Source organism: Streptomyces pallidus (ex Mingjun et al. 2026) (genome assembly GCF_051550185.1).
Classification (GTDB): domain Bacteria; phylum Actinomycetota; class Actinomycetes; order Streptomycetales; family Streptomycetaceae; genus Streptomyces.
Genome location: NZ_CP196181.1, coordinates 3,661,059 through 3,676,401, shown reverse-complemented (window position 1 = coordinate 3,676,401; position 15,343 = coordinate 3,661,059). Strand labels below are relative to the sequence as shown.

Here is a 15,343-nt window from a genome sequence, read left to right as displayed (position 1 = left end):
GTCACGCTAGTCAGCTTCAGCCGTGCGCACGGTCGTACACGCGAAACTCGGCCATCCCGTGGTCGATGCGCAGATAGGCCAGCCGGGCGGCCGTCGCCCCGTGCCGGGCGTACATGGCGGCGGCGGCCGCGGTCAGTTCCTCCGGCCCGGCCAGCGGGTCGGACTCCAGGTGGTCCGAGACGGTGGTCTGCACGAGGTCGGAGTCGGCGTCCACCGCCATCCGGTCGGTCAGCGCGACGGTGAGGCCGCAGCCGTGCTCCGCCGCCCAGGCGCGCAGCTCCTCCTCGGCGACCAGCCCCCGGTCGCTCTGGAGCAGCAGTGCGGTGAGGTGGGCGGTGCCGCCGGGGGCGAGGTGCCGTGGGAGTCCGGCCAGGACGCGGCGGCCGACGCTGAAACCGTCCGCGCCGCCCTCGTGGGCGGCCTCCTCGCCGCGGGGGGACAGGGTCGGCAGGAAGGGGATGTTCGCGACGACCCGGTCGTACGGTTCCGCGTCCGCGGGCAGCGGCGCGTACAGGTCCCCCACCAGGACCTCCACCCGGTCGGCCACACCGTTGAGCTCCGCGTTGAGGAGGGCGACCGCGGCCGTCCCGGGCAGCAGCTCCACCAGGGTCGCGGGGGCGCCCTGCCGGGCGGCCACCAGCCCCTGGAAGCCCGGCCCGGAGCACAGGTCCAGCACCCGCGCGCCGGGCGGGTAGCCGATCCGGCGGGACAGGGCGACCGAGTCCCGGCCGAAGTAGTGCCGCACCGGGAAGGGGCTCGGCGGCTCCGCGAACAGCCAGACCCCGCCGACGCGGAACAGGCTGACGTCGACCAGCTGCACCTCGTCCCCCCTGTACGCGGCGACCCCGCCCTCGACCAGGGCCGGGAGGGCGCCGCGCAGCGCCGGGGGCAGCAGTTCGGCGCGGGCGGACTCCCCCAGCAGGAGGAACCCGGCGACGGTGCGCAGCCCGCCGTCGAGGCCGCGCAGGCCCGCGGCCCACTGGAGGCGGTCGACCCCGTCCCCGGGGACGTCGGCCAGGAACTCGGCCAGGCCCAGCCGCTCCAGCTCGGCGACGACCGGTGTCACCGGTCGGCTCCCGCCCCTTCGTCCTCCTGTCCTGGCAACCCGATCCAGGTGCGGAGCATCAGCCGGCCGCCGCTGCCGTCGACCGGCGCGTCGTCCTGGAAGGCGGTCCGACCGTGGACGATCGACCGGTTGTCGATGAAGATCATCTCGCCGGGCCGGAGGCGCCCGTGCGTCTGCAGGTCGCGCCGGTCGAGCAGCGAGTCGAGCAGGTCCAGCGCCTTGACCTGCTCGGGGGTCAGCGGCGGGACGTGCGGGTGGCGGTGACCGATCTCGATGTAGTCGCGCAGGTAGTACATCCGCTCACGCCCGCCCCGGTGCACGAACACCGGCCGCTCGGTGGTCAGCGGCACGCCCGGGGTGTCGTCGCGGGTGTCGAAGTGGACCGGCAGCCGCAGCGTGGCGAGCTCCTGCGGGTGGTCCCGGAGGATGTCCAGCAGGTCGGCGACGTGCACCAGGACCAGGGATCCGCCGCTGACGGCCTGCCGATAGCAGAACAGCGTGAAAATGTCCGGAAGCCGCCCCGGGCGGTGCGCGGCGTCGGTGTGCAGGCTGCCGCCCTGCCGGCTGTCCGAGTAGCGGCCGGTCGCGCCCTCGCCGAGCCTGACCCCGCGGTCGCGTACGTCCCGCAGCAGCGCTCCCGCACCGTCCTGCGGCAGGAGTTCGCCGGCCAGCCGCGACACGGCGACCGTGAACCGGCGGGCCTGCTCCTCGTCCAGGTGGTCGAGCCCGCCGAGGACGAAGTATCCGGGTCGCGCGTCCAGATGACGCCGCACCAGGTCCCGTACGGTGTCGCCGAACTCCCCGGACCACGGCTGTGAGGCCGGGTCGCCGCTGCTTGCGGCGACGGCGGTGGCCAGGTCGCGGTCGACGGCGTGCCGCACGGGTGCGAACGGGTCGTTGCTGTTCATGTCAGACTCCCAAGGCCTGGCTGCCGGCACGCTCCGGGACGATCCCGGAGCCGCGCAGCCACACGGCTATCTCTTCCGCGCAGTGCGCGACCCCCGATATCCCACTGCCCTCGACGGCCCGGAGCACCGCTCCGGCCGCCGCCGCCCTGCTGTCCGCGCAGGCCAGGACCTGCGTGACGATGTTGTCGAGCACGACCGGCCTGCCCGTGTCGAGGGCGCAGTTGTACGTCACCCCCGGCTCGGGCGGCAGCGTCAGCGAAGTGATCAGGCCTCCCCGCCCGTCCGGCCCCGGCTCGATGAACAGCCGGGCCTCCAGGCAGTGCACCTCCCGGTCGACGCGTAAGGCCCCCGGGGCGAGCACGGCGCCCTGCGCCAGCTCCGTCTGGAGCGCGATCACGTCCCGGCCGGTCTGCGCCTCGCACATCCGGTACGCCAGCGGCAGCCGGCCGTTGACCTCCAGGAACCAGTGGCTGCCGGCGCCGACGATGAACTCGACGGTGGCCACGCCCCGCAGGCCCATCCCGGTGACCAGCCTCGCCGCGTCCGCGCGCATCCGCTCCAGCAGCCCGGGGGCCACGCCCTGCACCGGCGAGGCCTCCAGCAGCTTCATGCTGCCGTCCACCAGCAGGCTCTCGCGCTCACCGAGCGGATGCACGGTGCCGGCGGCGTCGACGGCGACGGTGACGCCGACGACGTGGCCGCGGTCCACGTACCGCTCGGCGTACCAGTCGTCGCCGTCGCCGGCGTCCATGAGGGCCAGGGCCCGGGCCGCGTCGGCCTCGGTGTGCACGATGCGCACGCCGAGGCCCCCGCAGCCGGTGACCGGCTTGAGGATGACGGGCAGGCCGATCTCCCCGACCAGCCCGGTGATCGCCTCGCGTCCCGTGGCGTGCGGGAGCACGGGCAGGCCGAGCCGGCCGGCCGTGGCCACGGCGTGGTCCTTGTCCTGAGCCGCCGCCAGCACCCCGGCCGTCGGCCCGATGAACGCGATGCCGGCCTCGGCCAGCCGCTCGGGCAGGGCGGGGTCCTCCGCGAGCGCCCCGTAGCCCGGGTACACCGCGTCGGCGCCGCAGCGCCGGGCCGCCGCGACGATCCGGCCGACGTGGTCGTACGTCCCGGCGAGCCCGGTGCCGTCGAGCCATTCGTGACCGTCGGCGGCGACGGTGTGGAGCCGCTGAGGGTCCGAGACGGCGGCGACGGCGATCGGCGACCATCCCAGCGTGCGGAAGGTGTCGACGGCCCGGGCCGCGATCGCACCGCGGTTGGCGATCAGGACTCTTCTCATGGCCTTCTCTCAGTCTCCGGGGACGGCTAGCCCAGCGCCCGGTAATGCGTGACGAGCCGCCGGTCGCCGTCGAGCACGTGGAACGCCAGCGCCGGTGCCAGCTCGAAGTCCACGACGGGGCGGCCCTCCAGGGGCAGCGGAACGGTGGAGGCCACCCCGGGCGCCACGAGCAGCGGCAGCCCCGCGAAGGTGGTGGCCGCGGCGACGTGCGCGTGCCCGCACAGCAGGGCGACGACGTGCGGGTGGCGGCCCAGCACCTCGGCGAGGCGGTCCTCGCCGAACTGCCGGACCCGGTCCACGTGCGGGGTGTGCAGGTCGACCGGCGGGTGGTGGAAGCAGACGAGGACCGGCAGGGTGCCGTCCTCGGCGGCCAGCGCCCGGTCGAGCCAGTCCAGGGTGGTCTCGGCGAGCACACCCTCGTCCTTGCCGGGGATCGTCGAGTCGCACAGCACGAACACGGCCCCGGGCGTGCGGACGACCTGGTTCAGCTCGTCGTCCTCCGGTTCGCCGTCGAGCAGCCCTGCCCGGAACGGCCCGCGCCGGTCGTGGTTGCCGGGCAGGACGAGGACCGGCCAGGGCAGGTCGAGGAGCTCGCGCGCCTGCGCGTACTCCTCGTCCGTGCCGTGGTCGGCGATGTCGCCGGAGACCAGCACGGCGTCCACCGGGCCGGGGATCTCCCGCAGGTAGCCGAGCACCTTCCGGGCGCGTTCGGTGGCGCGCTCCCCGAGGTCCAGGTGCAGGTCGCTGACGTGGGCGATGACGGTCAAGACTCTTCCTTCCGCGCGTCGTTCGCCGCCGCGGCCTGGAAGCGTGCCCGGACCTCGGCGTTGGTGTGCGCCGACGTTACCCGCGGCGGGGTGGCCCCGCCCCGGCCGATCTCCAGGGCCACCAGGTGCGGGCCGGGCCGCCCGGCGATCTCCGCCAGGTGGGCGTCGACCTCCTTGGCGGTGCGGCAGATGTGCGCGGTGCGGTATCCGGCGGCGAGCGCCAGCTCGTCCCAGCGCAGGGCCGTGTCCCGGGTGCGCTGGCCGCCGGTGGAGTCGTACGAGCCGTTGTCGAGGACGAAGTGGGTCAGGTTCGCCGGGCGCCGTTCGCCGACGAGGGCGAGCCCGCCGAGGTGCATCACGACGGCGCCGTCGCCGTCGACGACGACGACCCGTTCGTCGGGCCGGTTGAGCGCGGTGCCCAGGCCGAGGCCGATGGCGTGGCCCATCGAGCCCTGCATGTAGAAGTGGCGGGCGCTGTCGCGGACGCCGAACAGCTCGCGGCTGATCATGCCGGTCGTGCTGTAGACCAGCGCGCCGTCCAGGTGCGCGGCGATCGCGGCCACCGCCTCCTGCCGGTCCATCCGCGCCGCGGACTCCCCGGCCGGCACCTGGCAGGTCCCGACGGTCTTCGCGGGGACGAGGACGACGAACGACCGCCGGGCGCGGCGGGCCGCCTCGGCGCGGTCGAGGAGCCCGGCCAGGCTCTCCTCGGTGGGGTCGAGGATGCCGTGTTCGACCCCGACCGCCTCCAGGACGCCGATGGTCCCGGCGCCCATGGCCGCGTGGTGCGGCTCGTCGTCCTCGGCGGTCGGCCAGCCGCGCAGGCTCACGAAGAGCAGCAGCGGGATCTCGTACGCCATGGTGAGCGAGGTCAGCGGGTCGAGGAGGTTGCCCAGGCCCGAGTTCTGGGCCAGGACGACCGCCTTGGTGCCGCCCAGCTCGGCGCCCGCTGCCATGGACAGCGCGATGCCCTCGTTGGGCGCGGGCACGTAGCTGCCGCGCTGTTCGAGCAGCGCGAACGGGCCCTTCAGGTACGAGCAGGGCACCCCGCTGAAGAACCCGAAGCCGCGCCGGTCGAGTTCCGCGCAGAAGAATTCGGCGCTGATCACGCGCTCCGCTCCTCCCACCGGCTGACCTGGGTCAGGCCGAAGAGTTCCTTCATCGGGGCGATCGTGTCCTCCACGCCGCCGGTGCCGCCCGCCACCCGGATCTCGCTGAGCACGCCGCGCATCGCGGAGACCGAGGCGCGCAGCGCGTGGTTGGCGTAGATGACCACCGACACGCCGGCTTCCTCCGCCTCGGCGAGGTCCCAGTGCGGGTAGGTGGTCGGCACGACGACGACCGGCCTGCGGCCCTGCCAGGCCCGCAGGAAGTCCAGGATCTCTCCGGGCTCCTCCTTCTTGGAGTGGATCAGCACGGCGTCGGCGCCGGCGTCCGCGTACAGGTGGGCGCGCCGCAGGGCCTCGTCGAGCCCGGCTCCGGCGATGAGCGCCTCGACCCGGGCGACGACCGTGAAGTCGCTGCCGGACCTCGCCCGTACGGCGGCCTGGATGCGGCCGGCGAACTCGGCCGGGTCCTCCAGGTTCTGGCCGCCGCCGAGGAAGCTGTTCCGCTTCGGGAACACCTTGTCCTCGAGGCAGATCCCCGCGATGCCGGCGGCCTCGAACATGTCGACCGTGCGGACGACGTTGATGTTGCCGCCGAAGCCGGTGTCGCAGTCGGCCAGCAGCGGCAGCGAGGTCGCCGCGTTCACGTGGGAGGACGCCTCGAGCAGCTCCGACATGGTCAGCAGGCCGAGGTCGGGCAGGGCCCGGGACGCCGAGATCTCGAAGCTCGACGCCCACAGGCCGTCGAAGCCGGCCTCCTCCACGAGCAGGGCCGTCAGCGCGTCCCTCGACCCGACGATCCGCGCTATCTCCTTGCGTTCCAGCAACTCGCGCAGCCGCGCCGCCTTCGACACTACGCACCAGCCCTCTGCGCGTAGTGGCCGTGGCGGGTGCCGGCCACGTCCTGCCCGGGCAGCTCGAAGACGCAGTGCCAGTGGAACGAGCCGGGCCTGGCGTGCTCCGCATCGGTCGCGCTGAGCAGCCGGAACCCCTCGTGCAGCCGCAGCAGGTCGGCCGCGTCGACGTACATGTGCGGGTGCACCTTGTCGTCGGTGGCCTCCGGCTGGCAGAAGGTGTTGGGGCTGACCTCGTTGCCGCGCCCGTACTCGCCGTTGCGCTTGGAGAGCATCGTGGACTGGTAGATGCCGCCCGGGCGCAGCACGCGCCGGACCTCGTCGAGCACCTTCGCCAGGCCCGCCTCGTCGTTGTGGTAGACCACGTTGAAGGCGAGGACGTAGTCGAAGCTGTCGTCCGCGTAGGGAAGTTCGGTGAAGTCGCCGACGTCGAGGGCGAGCTCGGCCCCGCGCCGGTCGCCCTCCTCCCGGGCCGCCCGCACGGCCGCCTCGCTGGCGTCCGTGCCGGAGGTGGCGAACCCCGCCTCCGCGAAGTACAGGGCGTGCCGGCCGACGCCGCAGCCGAGGTCCAGTACGTCCTTGGCGCCGAGCTCCTGCAGCCGGGCGGCCTCGTCCACGACCCACGGGTGCGGCCGCGACCAGTCCGCGCGCCCGCTGTCGGTGCGCCAGACCTCGTCCCAGTAGAGATGGGCTGTCATCGGGTTGACCTCACTCGTGTTCACTTCCGTACATCCACGTCCGGATGCCGATTCCAATGGGGGGCGAACCACGGCTCCGGGGCGGTCAGAGCGCGTGCACTGCGGGTTCGGGGGCGGGTGCGGGGACGTCCTCCAGCAGGCCCGCCTCCAGCGAGCCGTCGAGGAGCGGGCGCATCGCGTCCAGCTCGCAGCCCGCGTCGGCGAGGGCCTGTGCCAGCGGCCGACGGCCGTCGAACCCGCGCAGGAGCCGCAGCCAGTCCGCGTGCGTCAGGTGGTCGATGACGAAGCGGATGCTGCCGTCGACCACGACGTACGAGGTGTTCGCCTCCTGCACGTCGTCGAGGACGAGCACCCCCTCGGCCAGCCGGAAGACCGAGGTCTCCTCGATCCGGGCCTGCGGGAACAGCTCCTGCACCTCGGGGCCCTCGAAGTCGGTGACCCGCAGCTCGTACGGGGCCGGGCCGTTCGGGGTCCGGCTCTTCGGGACGTCCAGGGCCATCAGGTCGAGCAGACCCAGGTTGACCACGCGCATCAGCAGCTCCACGTGCCCCGAGCTCTGGTCGCGCTCCAGCCGGCGCAGGGCGCGGTGGACGTTGCCGCGGTCGAGGTACTGGGCGGCGCGCGGCGAGGACAGGGCCTGCTCGACGAGCTCGTCCCCGTTCTGCGCGAGCATCCGGGTGAAGGTGCGGTGGGTGTGGCGGACGCCCTCGCCCTCGTAGAAGGCGAGCTTCGGCCGGCTGATCACCTCGGCCGGCAGGATGTCCCGTACCGCCTCGCGGATGACCTGCTTGTCCCAGAACAGCCGCTTGCGGTACGCGCGGGGCACCGTCGCCAGCAGCTCGATGATGCGGTGGTCCAGGAAGGGGACGCGGGCCTCGACGCCGTTCCCGGAGGCCGTACGGTCCTCGACCCAGAAGTTGTACTGCTGCATGTCCCGGAACTTCCAGGCCAGGTACGAGCCGTACGGGTCGTCCACCGCCCCGGGCGCGTACGCCGCCACCGCGTCGTCGCTGAGCAGCGGCAGGTCGGTGCCCTCCCACCACACGGACACGGCGGACTGCGAGCCGAGCGCCCTGCGGCGGGCCATGGTCCGCAGGTTGCCCTCGAAGTCCTCCCAGTCGCCGCCGCCGGACAGCGCCACGCTGTAGCCGCCGCTGAACTCGTCCGCGCCGGAACCCAGCAGCACCGCCTTGAGCTCGGGCCGCTCGGCGCGGGCGAAACGATACATCTCGCTCTTGTAGAACTGCTCCGGTCCGCACTGCGGCGTCTCCATCAGCCACAGCAGCAGCCGCCACTCGTCGGGCGAGGGGATGCGGTCCGCGCCGAACGCCACCTGGTGGTTGGGCAGGCCGAGCAGGTCCGCGGTCTGCCGGGCGTACTGCGCGTCCCGGTTGACGACGGTGCTGCCGGTCAGCGCGGAGAACGTGTGCAGCCCGGTGTGCGCCGCCAGCGCGGTCACGGCCGCGGAGTCCAGGCCGCCGCTGAGGAAGACGCCGATCTCGGCGTCGGCGATCAGGCACTCGCGCACGGAGGAGGCGAGCAGGTCGCCCATGCTCCGCACGAAGAAGCTCTCGGGCAGGCTCCCGGCCTCGGCCGGGGCGGGCAGCTCCCAGTACCGGTGCACCCGGGTCGCGCCGTCGCGCAGGCCGATGGTGACGATCGCGCCCGAGGGGACGTGCTCGACGTCCTTGAACCAGGTCACCGGCTCCGCGTCGGTCATCACCGGGGCGGAGCTGAGCCCCTGGTCGGCGAGGGCCCGCGACCAGTCGAGCTCGCGCGGGCAGGCGGGGTGCGCGAAGAGCGCCTTGATCTCGGACCCGAACAGGACCGTCGGGCCGCTGCGGTGCAGGAACAGCGGCTTGATGCCGAGCCGGTCGCGGGCGAGCAGCAGCCGCTGCTCGCGCAGGTCGATGACGGCGATGCCGAACATGCCGCGCACGTCGTCGAGGAAGTCGAGGCCCTTCTCCAGGTAGAGGTGCAGCAGCACCTCGCAGTCGGAGTCGCTGCGGAACTTCACCCGCCCGTCGAAGCCCTTGCGGAGCTCGCGGTAGTTGTAGACCTCGCCGTTCGCGGCGAGGATGACCATGCCGTCCTCGCTGATGAACGGCTGGCGGCCGCCCTCGGGGTCGATCAGCGCGAGCCGGGTGAAGGACATGCACGCCTGCTCCGTGTGGTGGAACTGCATGTCGTCCGGGCCGCGGGGGCGCAGCGCGTGGGCCATGTCCCGGAGAACCGCGTCGGCGGACCCGGCGAGGGCGCTTCCGTCCGTGTGGGCGAATCCTGCAATACCGCACATGTGGCTTCCTGAGGTGGGAGCGGACATGCCACGCCCCCCGGAGCGGGAGGCGTGGCATGCGGGTCGCTACTAGCGGACAGCGGCGACGATGGTGCCCTGGTCGACCTTCTTGGCCTCCGGCTTGGTGTAAACCTTCATCGTTGTCACCTCCCGTCGGATTGCTCGTGGTCATTTGCTGTTGAAGAGCATCCGAGGAGGCGGTGTTGTGACGGTGGCGCGCGGGTGGCGCGCAGGTGTTGCGGACGGCCGGGCCCTAGAGCGGATCGCCGGGCAGAGCGGCGTACGCGTCCCGCAACACCCCGACCACGGAAGCGGCCCCGCCCTCGAAGCCGGGCAGCTCGACGGCGTCCACGGCCCGGACGGCCCGCACCCCCATCGCCGCGTTGGTGGCGAAGGCGGCCTCGAACCCCGAGACGTCCGCCGGCCGCACCCTCCGGCTCTCGTACGGGTGGAGCTGCTTGAGCAACTGCATGGTCACCCCGTCGAGGCACTCCGCGTCCGGCCAGACCACCCGCCCGCCGCCGACGAAGCCGACGTTCCAGGTGGCCCCCTCGGAGACGGCCTCCCCGGCGTCGACGAACAGCGCGTCGTCGAAGCCGTGCAGCTGCGCCTGCCGCCGGTGGTGCAGCCCGGCGAAGAGCCCGACGCTCTTGACCTCGGGCACGTCGCGCACGTACCGCGTCGACCGCACCCGCAGCGGAGGCGGCTGCGCCCCGTCCGTCGCCCGGACGGTGACCAGCACCTGCGGATCACCGGCGGCGACGGGACGCCCGAGGTCGAGCCCCGGATCGAAGACCGTCACCCGCACCGTGGCGGCCCCCCGCCCCGGCGCCATCCGCCGCGCCAGCGCCCGTACCCGCTCGCCGTCGAGCTCGGCCCCGAACAGCGTCCGGCAGTCCCGCCGCAGCCGCTCCAGATGCAGCGCGAGCCCCTTCACCCGCCCGTCCTCGACCCGCATGGTCGTGAAGTGCCCGTAGTTGACCAGCGCCAACGCCTGCAACTCCCGCACCCCGACCGGCACCCCGTTCAGTTCACCCATTCCCCCAAGATGCCAGCCTTTGCGGACCGGGAGGGCGTCCGGTTGCGACGGAGGGGAAAACGCCGGTCAGGGGCGGACCGCAGCCGCGTCCGGCGTCGAACCACGCGGCGAGCGGCGCCGCGTCCACGCGGCCGCCGGTGTACGGGGACGCTGACGCCCCGCATGCGTCGGGGACCGTTGCGCGTACCACTCAAGGCCGTGGATCCAGCCTGTACTCGGGCTGAAAGGGTCGATGTTCCCCAGCCGTGTGACCCCGATCAGCCCTTTCCCGTCAGCCACCTCGCGATCGGCGTACTGAAACATCGCCTCACCTCGTCAAGGTTGGCGACCACGTTCACCGGCGGGAGCTCGTGGACCGGCTTGTAAAAAGGCAGATACCAGAACTGGATCACACCAGCCAGCGGAAGGAGGGAGGGGCGGATAACAACACTCGGGAACTCCCACGGCTTCTTCGGCCGACCGCGCCAAGGGTGGCCGACGTCACGCCAGGCGAATAGCACAGGAGGAGCAGTCGAGCCCTGTCAGAAGTCTTTACCCCAGAGGTTCGGAAGTCGCTTTTCCGGCGGATGGCGACAGCAGCATCGCTCCTGCCGTGAAACGGGGCCGGCGGTGCCCGTGCGGGTCGGGTCGCTCCCACCGGGCGAGGTGATCACCCATCCCCGCGTGCGGAAGGGTCCTCGGTGGCCTTGAGCGTCGCTTCGGCCTGGGCCGGCTTGAGCGCCTTCGACGGCCAGCGGGGCTGGCCGGTGGGACGCCAAGACCACCAAGGCCAAGAAGTCTCGCCGGACGATCGGTCCGCCGGTCAGGTGCGTGGACGCGCTCTCGAAGCAGTTCGAAGATCAGGGCTGGGACCGGCTCGCCTTCCGGCAAGCGAGCGCGGACGCCGAGGGGGGGCGACGCGAAGGGGTCGACCCCCCGGGGAGCGAACCCGTAGTCACCCAGTTGGTCACCCAGATGCAGAGAGAGCCGGTGCAGATTACCCTGCACCGGCTCTCACCTGGTCTTACTCTGTCGGGGTGGCGGGATTTGAACCCACGACCTCTTCGTCCCGAACGAAGCGCGCTGCCAAGCTGCGCTACACCCCGATCGCCGCCGTTTCCGGGCCTTCGCCCTGGCGACATCGATTACTTTAGCGGACCCGCGCCCGGAGACGAAATCCGGTTTTCGCGGGGCGGCCCGTGGGGCCGCTAGGCCTTCGGGGTGAGGGTCAGGAGCGTGGCCTCCGGGGGGCAGGCGAAGCGCACCGGGGTGTAGCGGTTGGTGCCGCAGCCTGCGGAAACGTGCAGGTAGGCGCGCTGGCCGCCGGTCTCGTGGGTGGAGAGCCCCTTGACCCGGTCGGTGTCCAGGTCGCAGTTGGTGACGAGGGCCCCGTAGAAGGGGACGCACAGCTGCCCGCCGTGCGTGTGTCCCGCCAGGATCAGCGGGTAGCCGTCCGCGGTGAAGGCTTCCAGGCTGCGCAGGTACGGGGCGTGCACCACGGCCATCGAGAAGTCGGCGTCGGCCTCGGGGCCGCCGGCGACCCGCTCGTAGCGGTCGCGCTTGATGTGCGGGTCGTCGAGGCCGGTGAAGGCCAGCTCCAGCCCGTCCAGCTTCAGCCGGCCGCGGGTGTTGGTGAGGTTCACCCAGCCCGCCGCGTCGAAGGCGTCCCGCATGCCCTCCCACGGGTTGTGCACGGCGCCGACGACCGGCTTGTTGCCGTTCAGCCCGTGGCGGCCCTGGAGCTTCTCGACCAGATACCGCCCGGGGTTGCGCAGCCGCGGCCCGTAGTAGTCGTTCGAGCCGAACACGTACACGCCCGGGAACGACATCAGCGGGCCGAGCGCGTCGAGCAGCTCCGGCACGCCCTCCGTGTCGGAGAGGTTGTCGCCGGTGTTCACGACGAAGTCCGGACGCAGCCCGGCCAGGGACTGCAACCAGGCGCGCTTCTTGCGCTGGCCGCTGACCATGTGGATGTCCGACACCTGCAGTACGCGCAGGGGGCGCATCCCGGCGGGCAGGACCGGAACCGTGATCCGGCGCAGGCGGAAGGACCGCGCCTCGAAGCCGGCGGCATAGGCCACACCGGCGGCCCCCACCGCCGCGATTCCGGCGGTGACCTTCAGGGGTACTCCGTAACGCGCACGCATGGGGCCATCGTCTCAGACCCGGAAAACCGGAAGGCGCCACCGCCCCCGCACCTGGCAGACTCATGTGCATGACCACGCTCAAGGCCAAGCTGCAGGACGACCTCACCACCGCGATCAAGGAGCGCAACGAGCTCCACTCCTCCACGCTGCGACTGACCCTCGCCGCGATCACCAAGGAGGAGGTGGCGGGCAAGGAGGCGCGCGTCCTCACCGATGACGAGGTCCTCAAGGTGATCGCCAAGGAGGCGAAGAAGCGCCGCGAGGCCGCGGAGGCGTTCGCCCAGGGCGGCCGCGCCGAGCAGGCCGAGCGGGAGACCGCGGAGGGCGAGTTCCTCGACACCTACCTGCCGAAGCAGCTGAGCGACGACGAACTCGCCGCGATCGTGGCGCAGGCCGTCGAGGAGGCGCGGGCCGCGGGTGCCGAGGGGCCGCGGGCCATGGGCGCCGTCATGAAGCTCGTGTCCCCGAAGGTCGCCGGGCTGGCGGAGGGCGGGCGCGTCGCCGCCGCCGTCAAGAAGCACCTCCAATAGCAACGAACCGGCAGGGAACGACGGGGGCGGGGCCCGGTGCCGTACGGCACCGGGCCCCGCCCCCGTTCTGTCCTGCTTCTGTTCCGTCGTTCGTCGTGCCGTCCCCGGCCGCTACTGCCCCTCGCGGCCGCCGATCACGCCGCCCGGTCCCACGGTGATCCCGGGGAACGGGTTGGGCGGCGTGCTGCCCCCGCCGGTCGCGGCGCCCGTCGCGGCGCCGGTCGCACCGCCGCCGCCCGTGACCTGGCCGCCGGGCTTGCCGGGCTTGCCCGGCTTGTTGGGCTTCGTCGGGTTGTTCGGCGGAGTGGGCTTGCCGGCGCCGCCGGGGTTCCCGGTGTCGGGCAGGGGCACCGTGACGAAGCTCGGGGCCTCGCGGCCGGAGAGGGCCCCGCTGACCGCCTGCTTCCAGATCGGGCCGGGCAGCCCGCCGCCGTACACCTTGTCGTAGTACTGGCCGCCGATGGTGATGTTCTCCATCGACACCTGCTTGGAGCCGCCCGAGCCGACCCAGGTCGCGCCGGACATGTTCGGGGTGTACCCGACGAACCAGGCGTTGTAGCGGCTGTCGGTGGTGCCGGTCTTGCCCGCGTTCTGCCGGTCGGTCAGGCCCGCCGCCGTACCCGTACCGGAGTCGACCACGCCGAGCAGCAGGCTGTTGATCGTGTCGGCGGTCCGCTCCGACATCACGCGCTCGCACTTGGACTTCGGCACGGTCAGCGCCTTGCCGTGGGTGTCGGTGATGGACTCGATGGAGACGGGGGTGCAGTACGTGCCGCGGTTGGCGAAGGCCGCGTACGCGTTGGCCATGGTCAGCGGCGACATGCCCTCGGTGCCGAGCGCGATGGCCGGGACCTCGGCCAGCTTGGTGCCGTCGGCCGGGATCACGCCGAGCTTGGTGGTCATCTCGGTGACCGGGCACACGCCGGTCTCCGTGATCATCTCCACGAAGTAGGTGTTGACCGACTTGGCCATCGCCTGGTTCATGCCGTACGGGCCGACCTCGGACTCCTGCTCGTTCTCCAGGCGCTCGTGCTTGGTGTTGACCCAGGGCTTGTCGCCGCAGGTCTGCACCGGGCTCGGGTACTCCATCTGGTACGGCGACTGGTACACCTTGCCGGGGGAGATGCCCTCCTCCAGGGCCGCCGCGGCGACGAACGGCTTGAACGTGGAGCCGGTCGGGAAGCCGAAGTTGGATCCGCCCATCCGCTTGTCGACGGAGAAGTTGATCTGCGTCTCGTTCTTGTTGAAGCCGTAGGGCTTGGACTGGCCCATGGCGACGACCCGGCCGGTGCCGGGCTGGACCAGGGTGACGGCCGTGGCGACCTTGTCGTCCTGGCTGACGTGGTCCTTGATCGACTCGTTGACGGCGTCCTGCGACTGCGGGTCCAGTGTCGTACGGACGGTCAGACCGCCCCGGTTCCAGAGCTTGGCCCGCTCCTCGCGGGTCTTGCCGAACACTGGGTCGGTCAGGAACGTGTTGCGCACGTAGTCGCAGAAGAAGCCCGCGCCCTTGACGGCGGTGATGCAGCCGTTCTTGGGCCGGGTCACCTTCAGCTGGACCGGCTTCTTCTTCGCCTCGTCCGCCTCGGCCTGCGAGATGTCCTTCATGTCGACCATGCGCTGGAGGACGACGTTGCGGCGCTTCATCGCCTCCTGGTTGTCGTTCACCGGGTCGTACCGGCTGGGCGACTGCACGAGGCCGGCGAGCAGCGCCGACTCGTCCAGGGTGAGTTCCTTGGCCGGCTTGCTGAAGTAGCGCTGCGAGGCGGACTCGATGCCGTACGCCTGCTGGCCGAAGTACGTGATGTTGAGGTAGTTCTCGAGGATCTTCTTCTTCCCGAGCTCCTCCTCGACCTGGATCGAGTACTTCAGCTCGCGGATCTTGCGCCCGAGGCTCTTCTCCTGGGCCTCGCGCACCTTGGTCTCGTCGTCGCCGGCCTCCTCGACGAAGACGTTCTTCACGTACTGCTGGGTGAGCGTCGAGGCGCCCTGCGCGGCGCCGCCCTCCTGTGCGTTGCGGTTGACCGCGCGCAGGATGCCCTTGAGGTCGACGGCGCCGTGCTCGTAGAAGCGCGAGTCCTCGATCGCGACGATCGCCTTCTGCATGTACGGCGAGATGGCCGTGAGCGGCACCACCTGACGGTCGCGCGAGTACACCGTGGCGATCAGGCCACCCTCGGCGTCCAGGATCGTGGTGCGCTGACTGAGCGGCGGGGTCTTGAGGTTGGCCGGGATCTCGTCGAACCCCTCGACGGTGCCCTTGGCGGCCAGCCCGAGGGCACCGGCGCCCGGGATGGCGATACCTGCCAGAACGACTCCGGAGAGAACGGACAGCCCGAGGAACTTGGCGGCCTGCTGCGGCCCCGTGAGCCCGGCGCCCGAGCGCTTCTTACCCATGGAGTGCAGCCTACGTTCTCATTCGCCGGACACACGCGAATGCCTTGGCCTAAGCTGTCCCCAACTGTCACACCAGTGCGGCACAACATCAACCCTCCGGCTTGATTTTCACCCTTCCCGAATGGGGTGGACTGATGTCCGAATCTCGCCGCTCACTCTGACGGCCGCTCGTCCGGGGTTCACCGATTTCACCCGAATCGCCGGAATGGTCCGGCATGTCGTTCGATCACTCCGTCGGGTGATCTGCCGCTTACCCATAGTCCGTTCGGAC

General features: G+C 71.8%; 12 protein-coding genes and 1 tRNA gene. 1 reads left to right on the top strand and 12 read right to left on the bottom strand.

Going from position 1 to position 15,343, the window contains the following annotated elements; translation table 11 throughout:
• Nucleotides 1-16 precede the first annotated feature (16 nt).
• From ACSHWO_RS16025 to ACSHWO_RS15975, 11 genes are all read right to left on the bottom strand, one after another.
• A complete protein-coding gene (locus ACSHWO_RS16025) occupies nucleotides 17-1,066 on the bottom strand; it encodes a hypothetical protein (RefSeq protein ID WP_438312599.1) in 1,050 nt (349 codons plus the stop codon).
• Nucleotides 1,063-1,974 carry a TauD/TfdA family dioxygenase gene (locus ACSHWO_RS16020; RefSeq protein WP_438312598.1) on the bottom strand — a complete coding sequence of 304 codons (912 nt, stop codon included), beginning with the start codon at nucleotides 1,972-1,974 and terminating at the stop codon, nucleotides 1,063-1,065. Before ACSHWO_RS16020 ends, ACSHWO_RS16025 begins: the two co-directional genes overlap by 4 nt.
• Nucleotide 1,975: 1 nt before the next feature.
• Nucleotides 1,976-3,259: a biotin carboxylase N-terminal domain-containing protein gene (locus ACSHWO_RS16015; protein WP_438312597.1), complete on the bottom strand. Its 1,284-nt coding sequence runs from the start codon at nucleotides 3,257-3,259 to the stop codon at nucleotides 1,976-1,978.
• A gap of 26 nt (nucleotides 3,260-3,285) precedes the next feature.
• The gene (locus ACSHWO_RS16010; protein WP_385841377.1) at nucleotides 3,286-4,026 is read right to left on the bottom strand and encodes a metallophosphoesterase; all 741 of its coding nucleotides are present in this window, start codon (nucleotides 4,024-4,026) and stop codon (nucleotides 3,286-3,288) included.
• Nucleotides 4,023-5,135 (bottom strand): phosphonopyruvate decarboxylase, encoded by a 1,113-nt coding sequence (gene aepY, locus ACSHWO_RS16005; RefSeq protein ID WP_385841372.1) that lies wholly within the window; start codon nucleotides 5,133-5,135, stop codon nucleotides 4,023-4,025. The genes ACSHWO_RS16010 and aepY overlap by 4 nt, the downstream gene beginning before the upstream one ends.
• A complete protein-coding gene (locus ACSHWO_RS16000) occupies nucleotides 5,132-5,986 on the bottom strand; it encodes an isocitrate lyase/phosphoenolpyruvate mutase family protein (RefSeq protein WP_361097284.1) in 855 nt (284 codons plus the stop codon). The genes aepY and ACSHWO_RS16000 overlap by 4 nt, the downstream gene beginning before the upstream one ends.
• Nucleotides 5,986-6,684 (bottom strand): methyltransferase domain-containing protein, encoded by a 699-nt coding sequence (locus ACSHWO_RS15995; RefSeq protein WP_438312594.1) that lies wholly within the window; start codon nucleotides 6,682-6,684, stop codon nucleotides 5,986-5,988. Before ACSHWO_RS15995 ends, ACSHWO_RS16000 begins: the two co-directional genes overlap by 1 nt.
• 85 nt (nucleotides 6,685-6,769) lie before the next feature.
• Nucleotides 6,770-8,980, bottom strand: a complete 2,211-nt coding sequence (gene asnB, locus ACSHWO_RS15990; RefSeq protein WP_385841356.1) for an asparagine synthase (glutamine-hydrolyzing) — start codon at nucleotides 8,978-8,980, stop codon at nucleotides 6,770-6,772.
• 253 nt (nucleotides 8,981-9,233) lie between these two features.
• Nucleotides 9,234-10,019, bottom strand: a complete 786-nt coding sequence (locus tag ACSHWO_RS15985; protein WP_438312592.1) for an aminotransferase class IV — start codon at nucleotides 10,017-10,019, stop codon at nucleotides 9,234-9,236.
• 1,011 nt (nucleotides 10,020-11,030) lie between these two features.
• Nucleotides 11,031-11,104 (bottom strand) — tRNA-Pro (locus ACSHWO_RS15980).
• A gap of 102 nt (nucleotides 11,105-11,206) precedes the next feature.
• Nucleotides 11,207-12,145 carry a metallophosphoesterase gene (locus tag ACSHWO_RS15975; protein WP_385841245.1) on the bottom strand — a complete coding sequence of 313 codons (939 nt, stop codon included), beginning with the start codon at nucleotides 12,143-12,145 and terminating at the stop codon, nucleotides 11,207-11,209.
• 68 nt (nucleotides 12,146-12,213) lie between these two features.
• On the opposite strand from ACSHWO_RS15975, the gene ACSHWO_RS15970 reads away from it, so the two are divergent.
• Nucleotides 12,214-12,675: a GatB/YqeY domain-containing protein gene (locus ACSHWO_RS15970; RefSeq protein ID WP_361097299.1), complete on the top strand. Its 462-nt coding sequence runs from the start codon at nucleotides 12,214-12,216 to the stop codon at nucleotides 12,673-12,675.
• A 111-nt stretch (nucleotides 12,676-12,786) separates the two neighbouring features.
• Here the strand turns inward: ACSHWO_RS15970 and ACSHWO_RS15965 are convergent, their stop codons facing one another.
• A complete protein-coding gene (locus ACSHWO_RS15965; RefSeq protein WP_438312588.1) occupies nucleotides 12,787-15,072 on the bottom strand; it encodes a transglycosylase domain-containing protein in 2,286 nt (761 codons plus the stop codon).
• Nucleotides 15,073-15,343 lie beyond the last annotated feature (271 nt).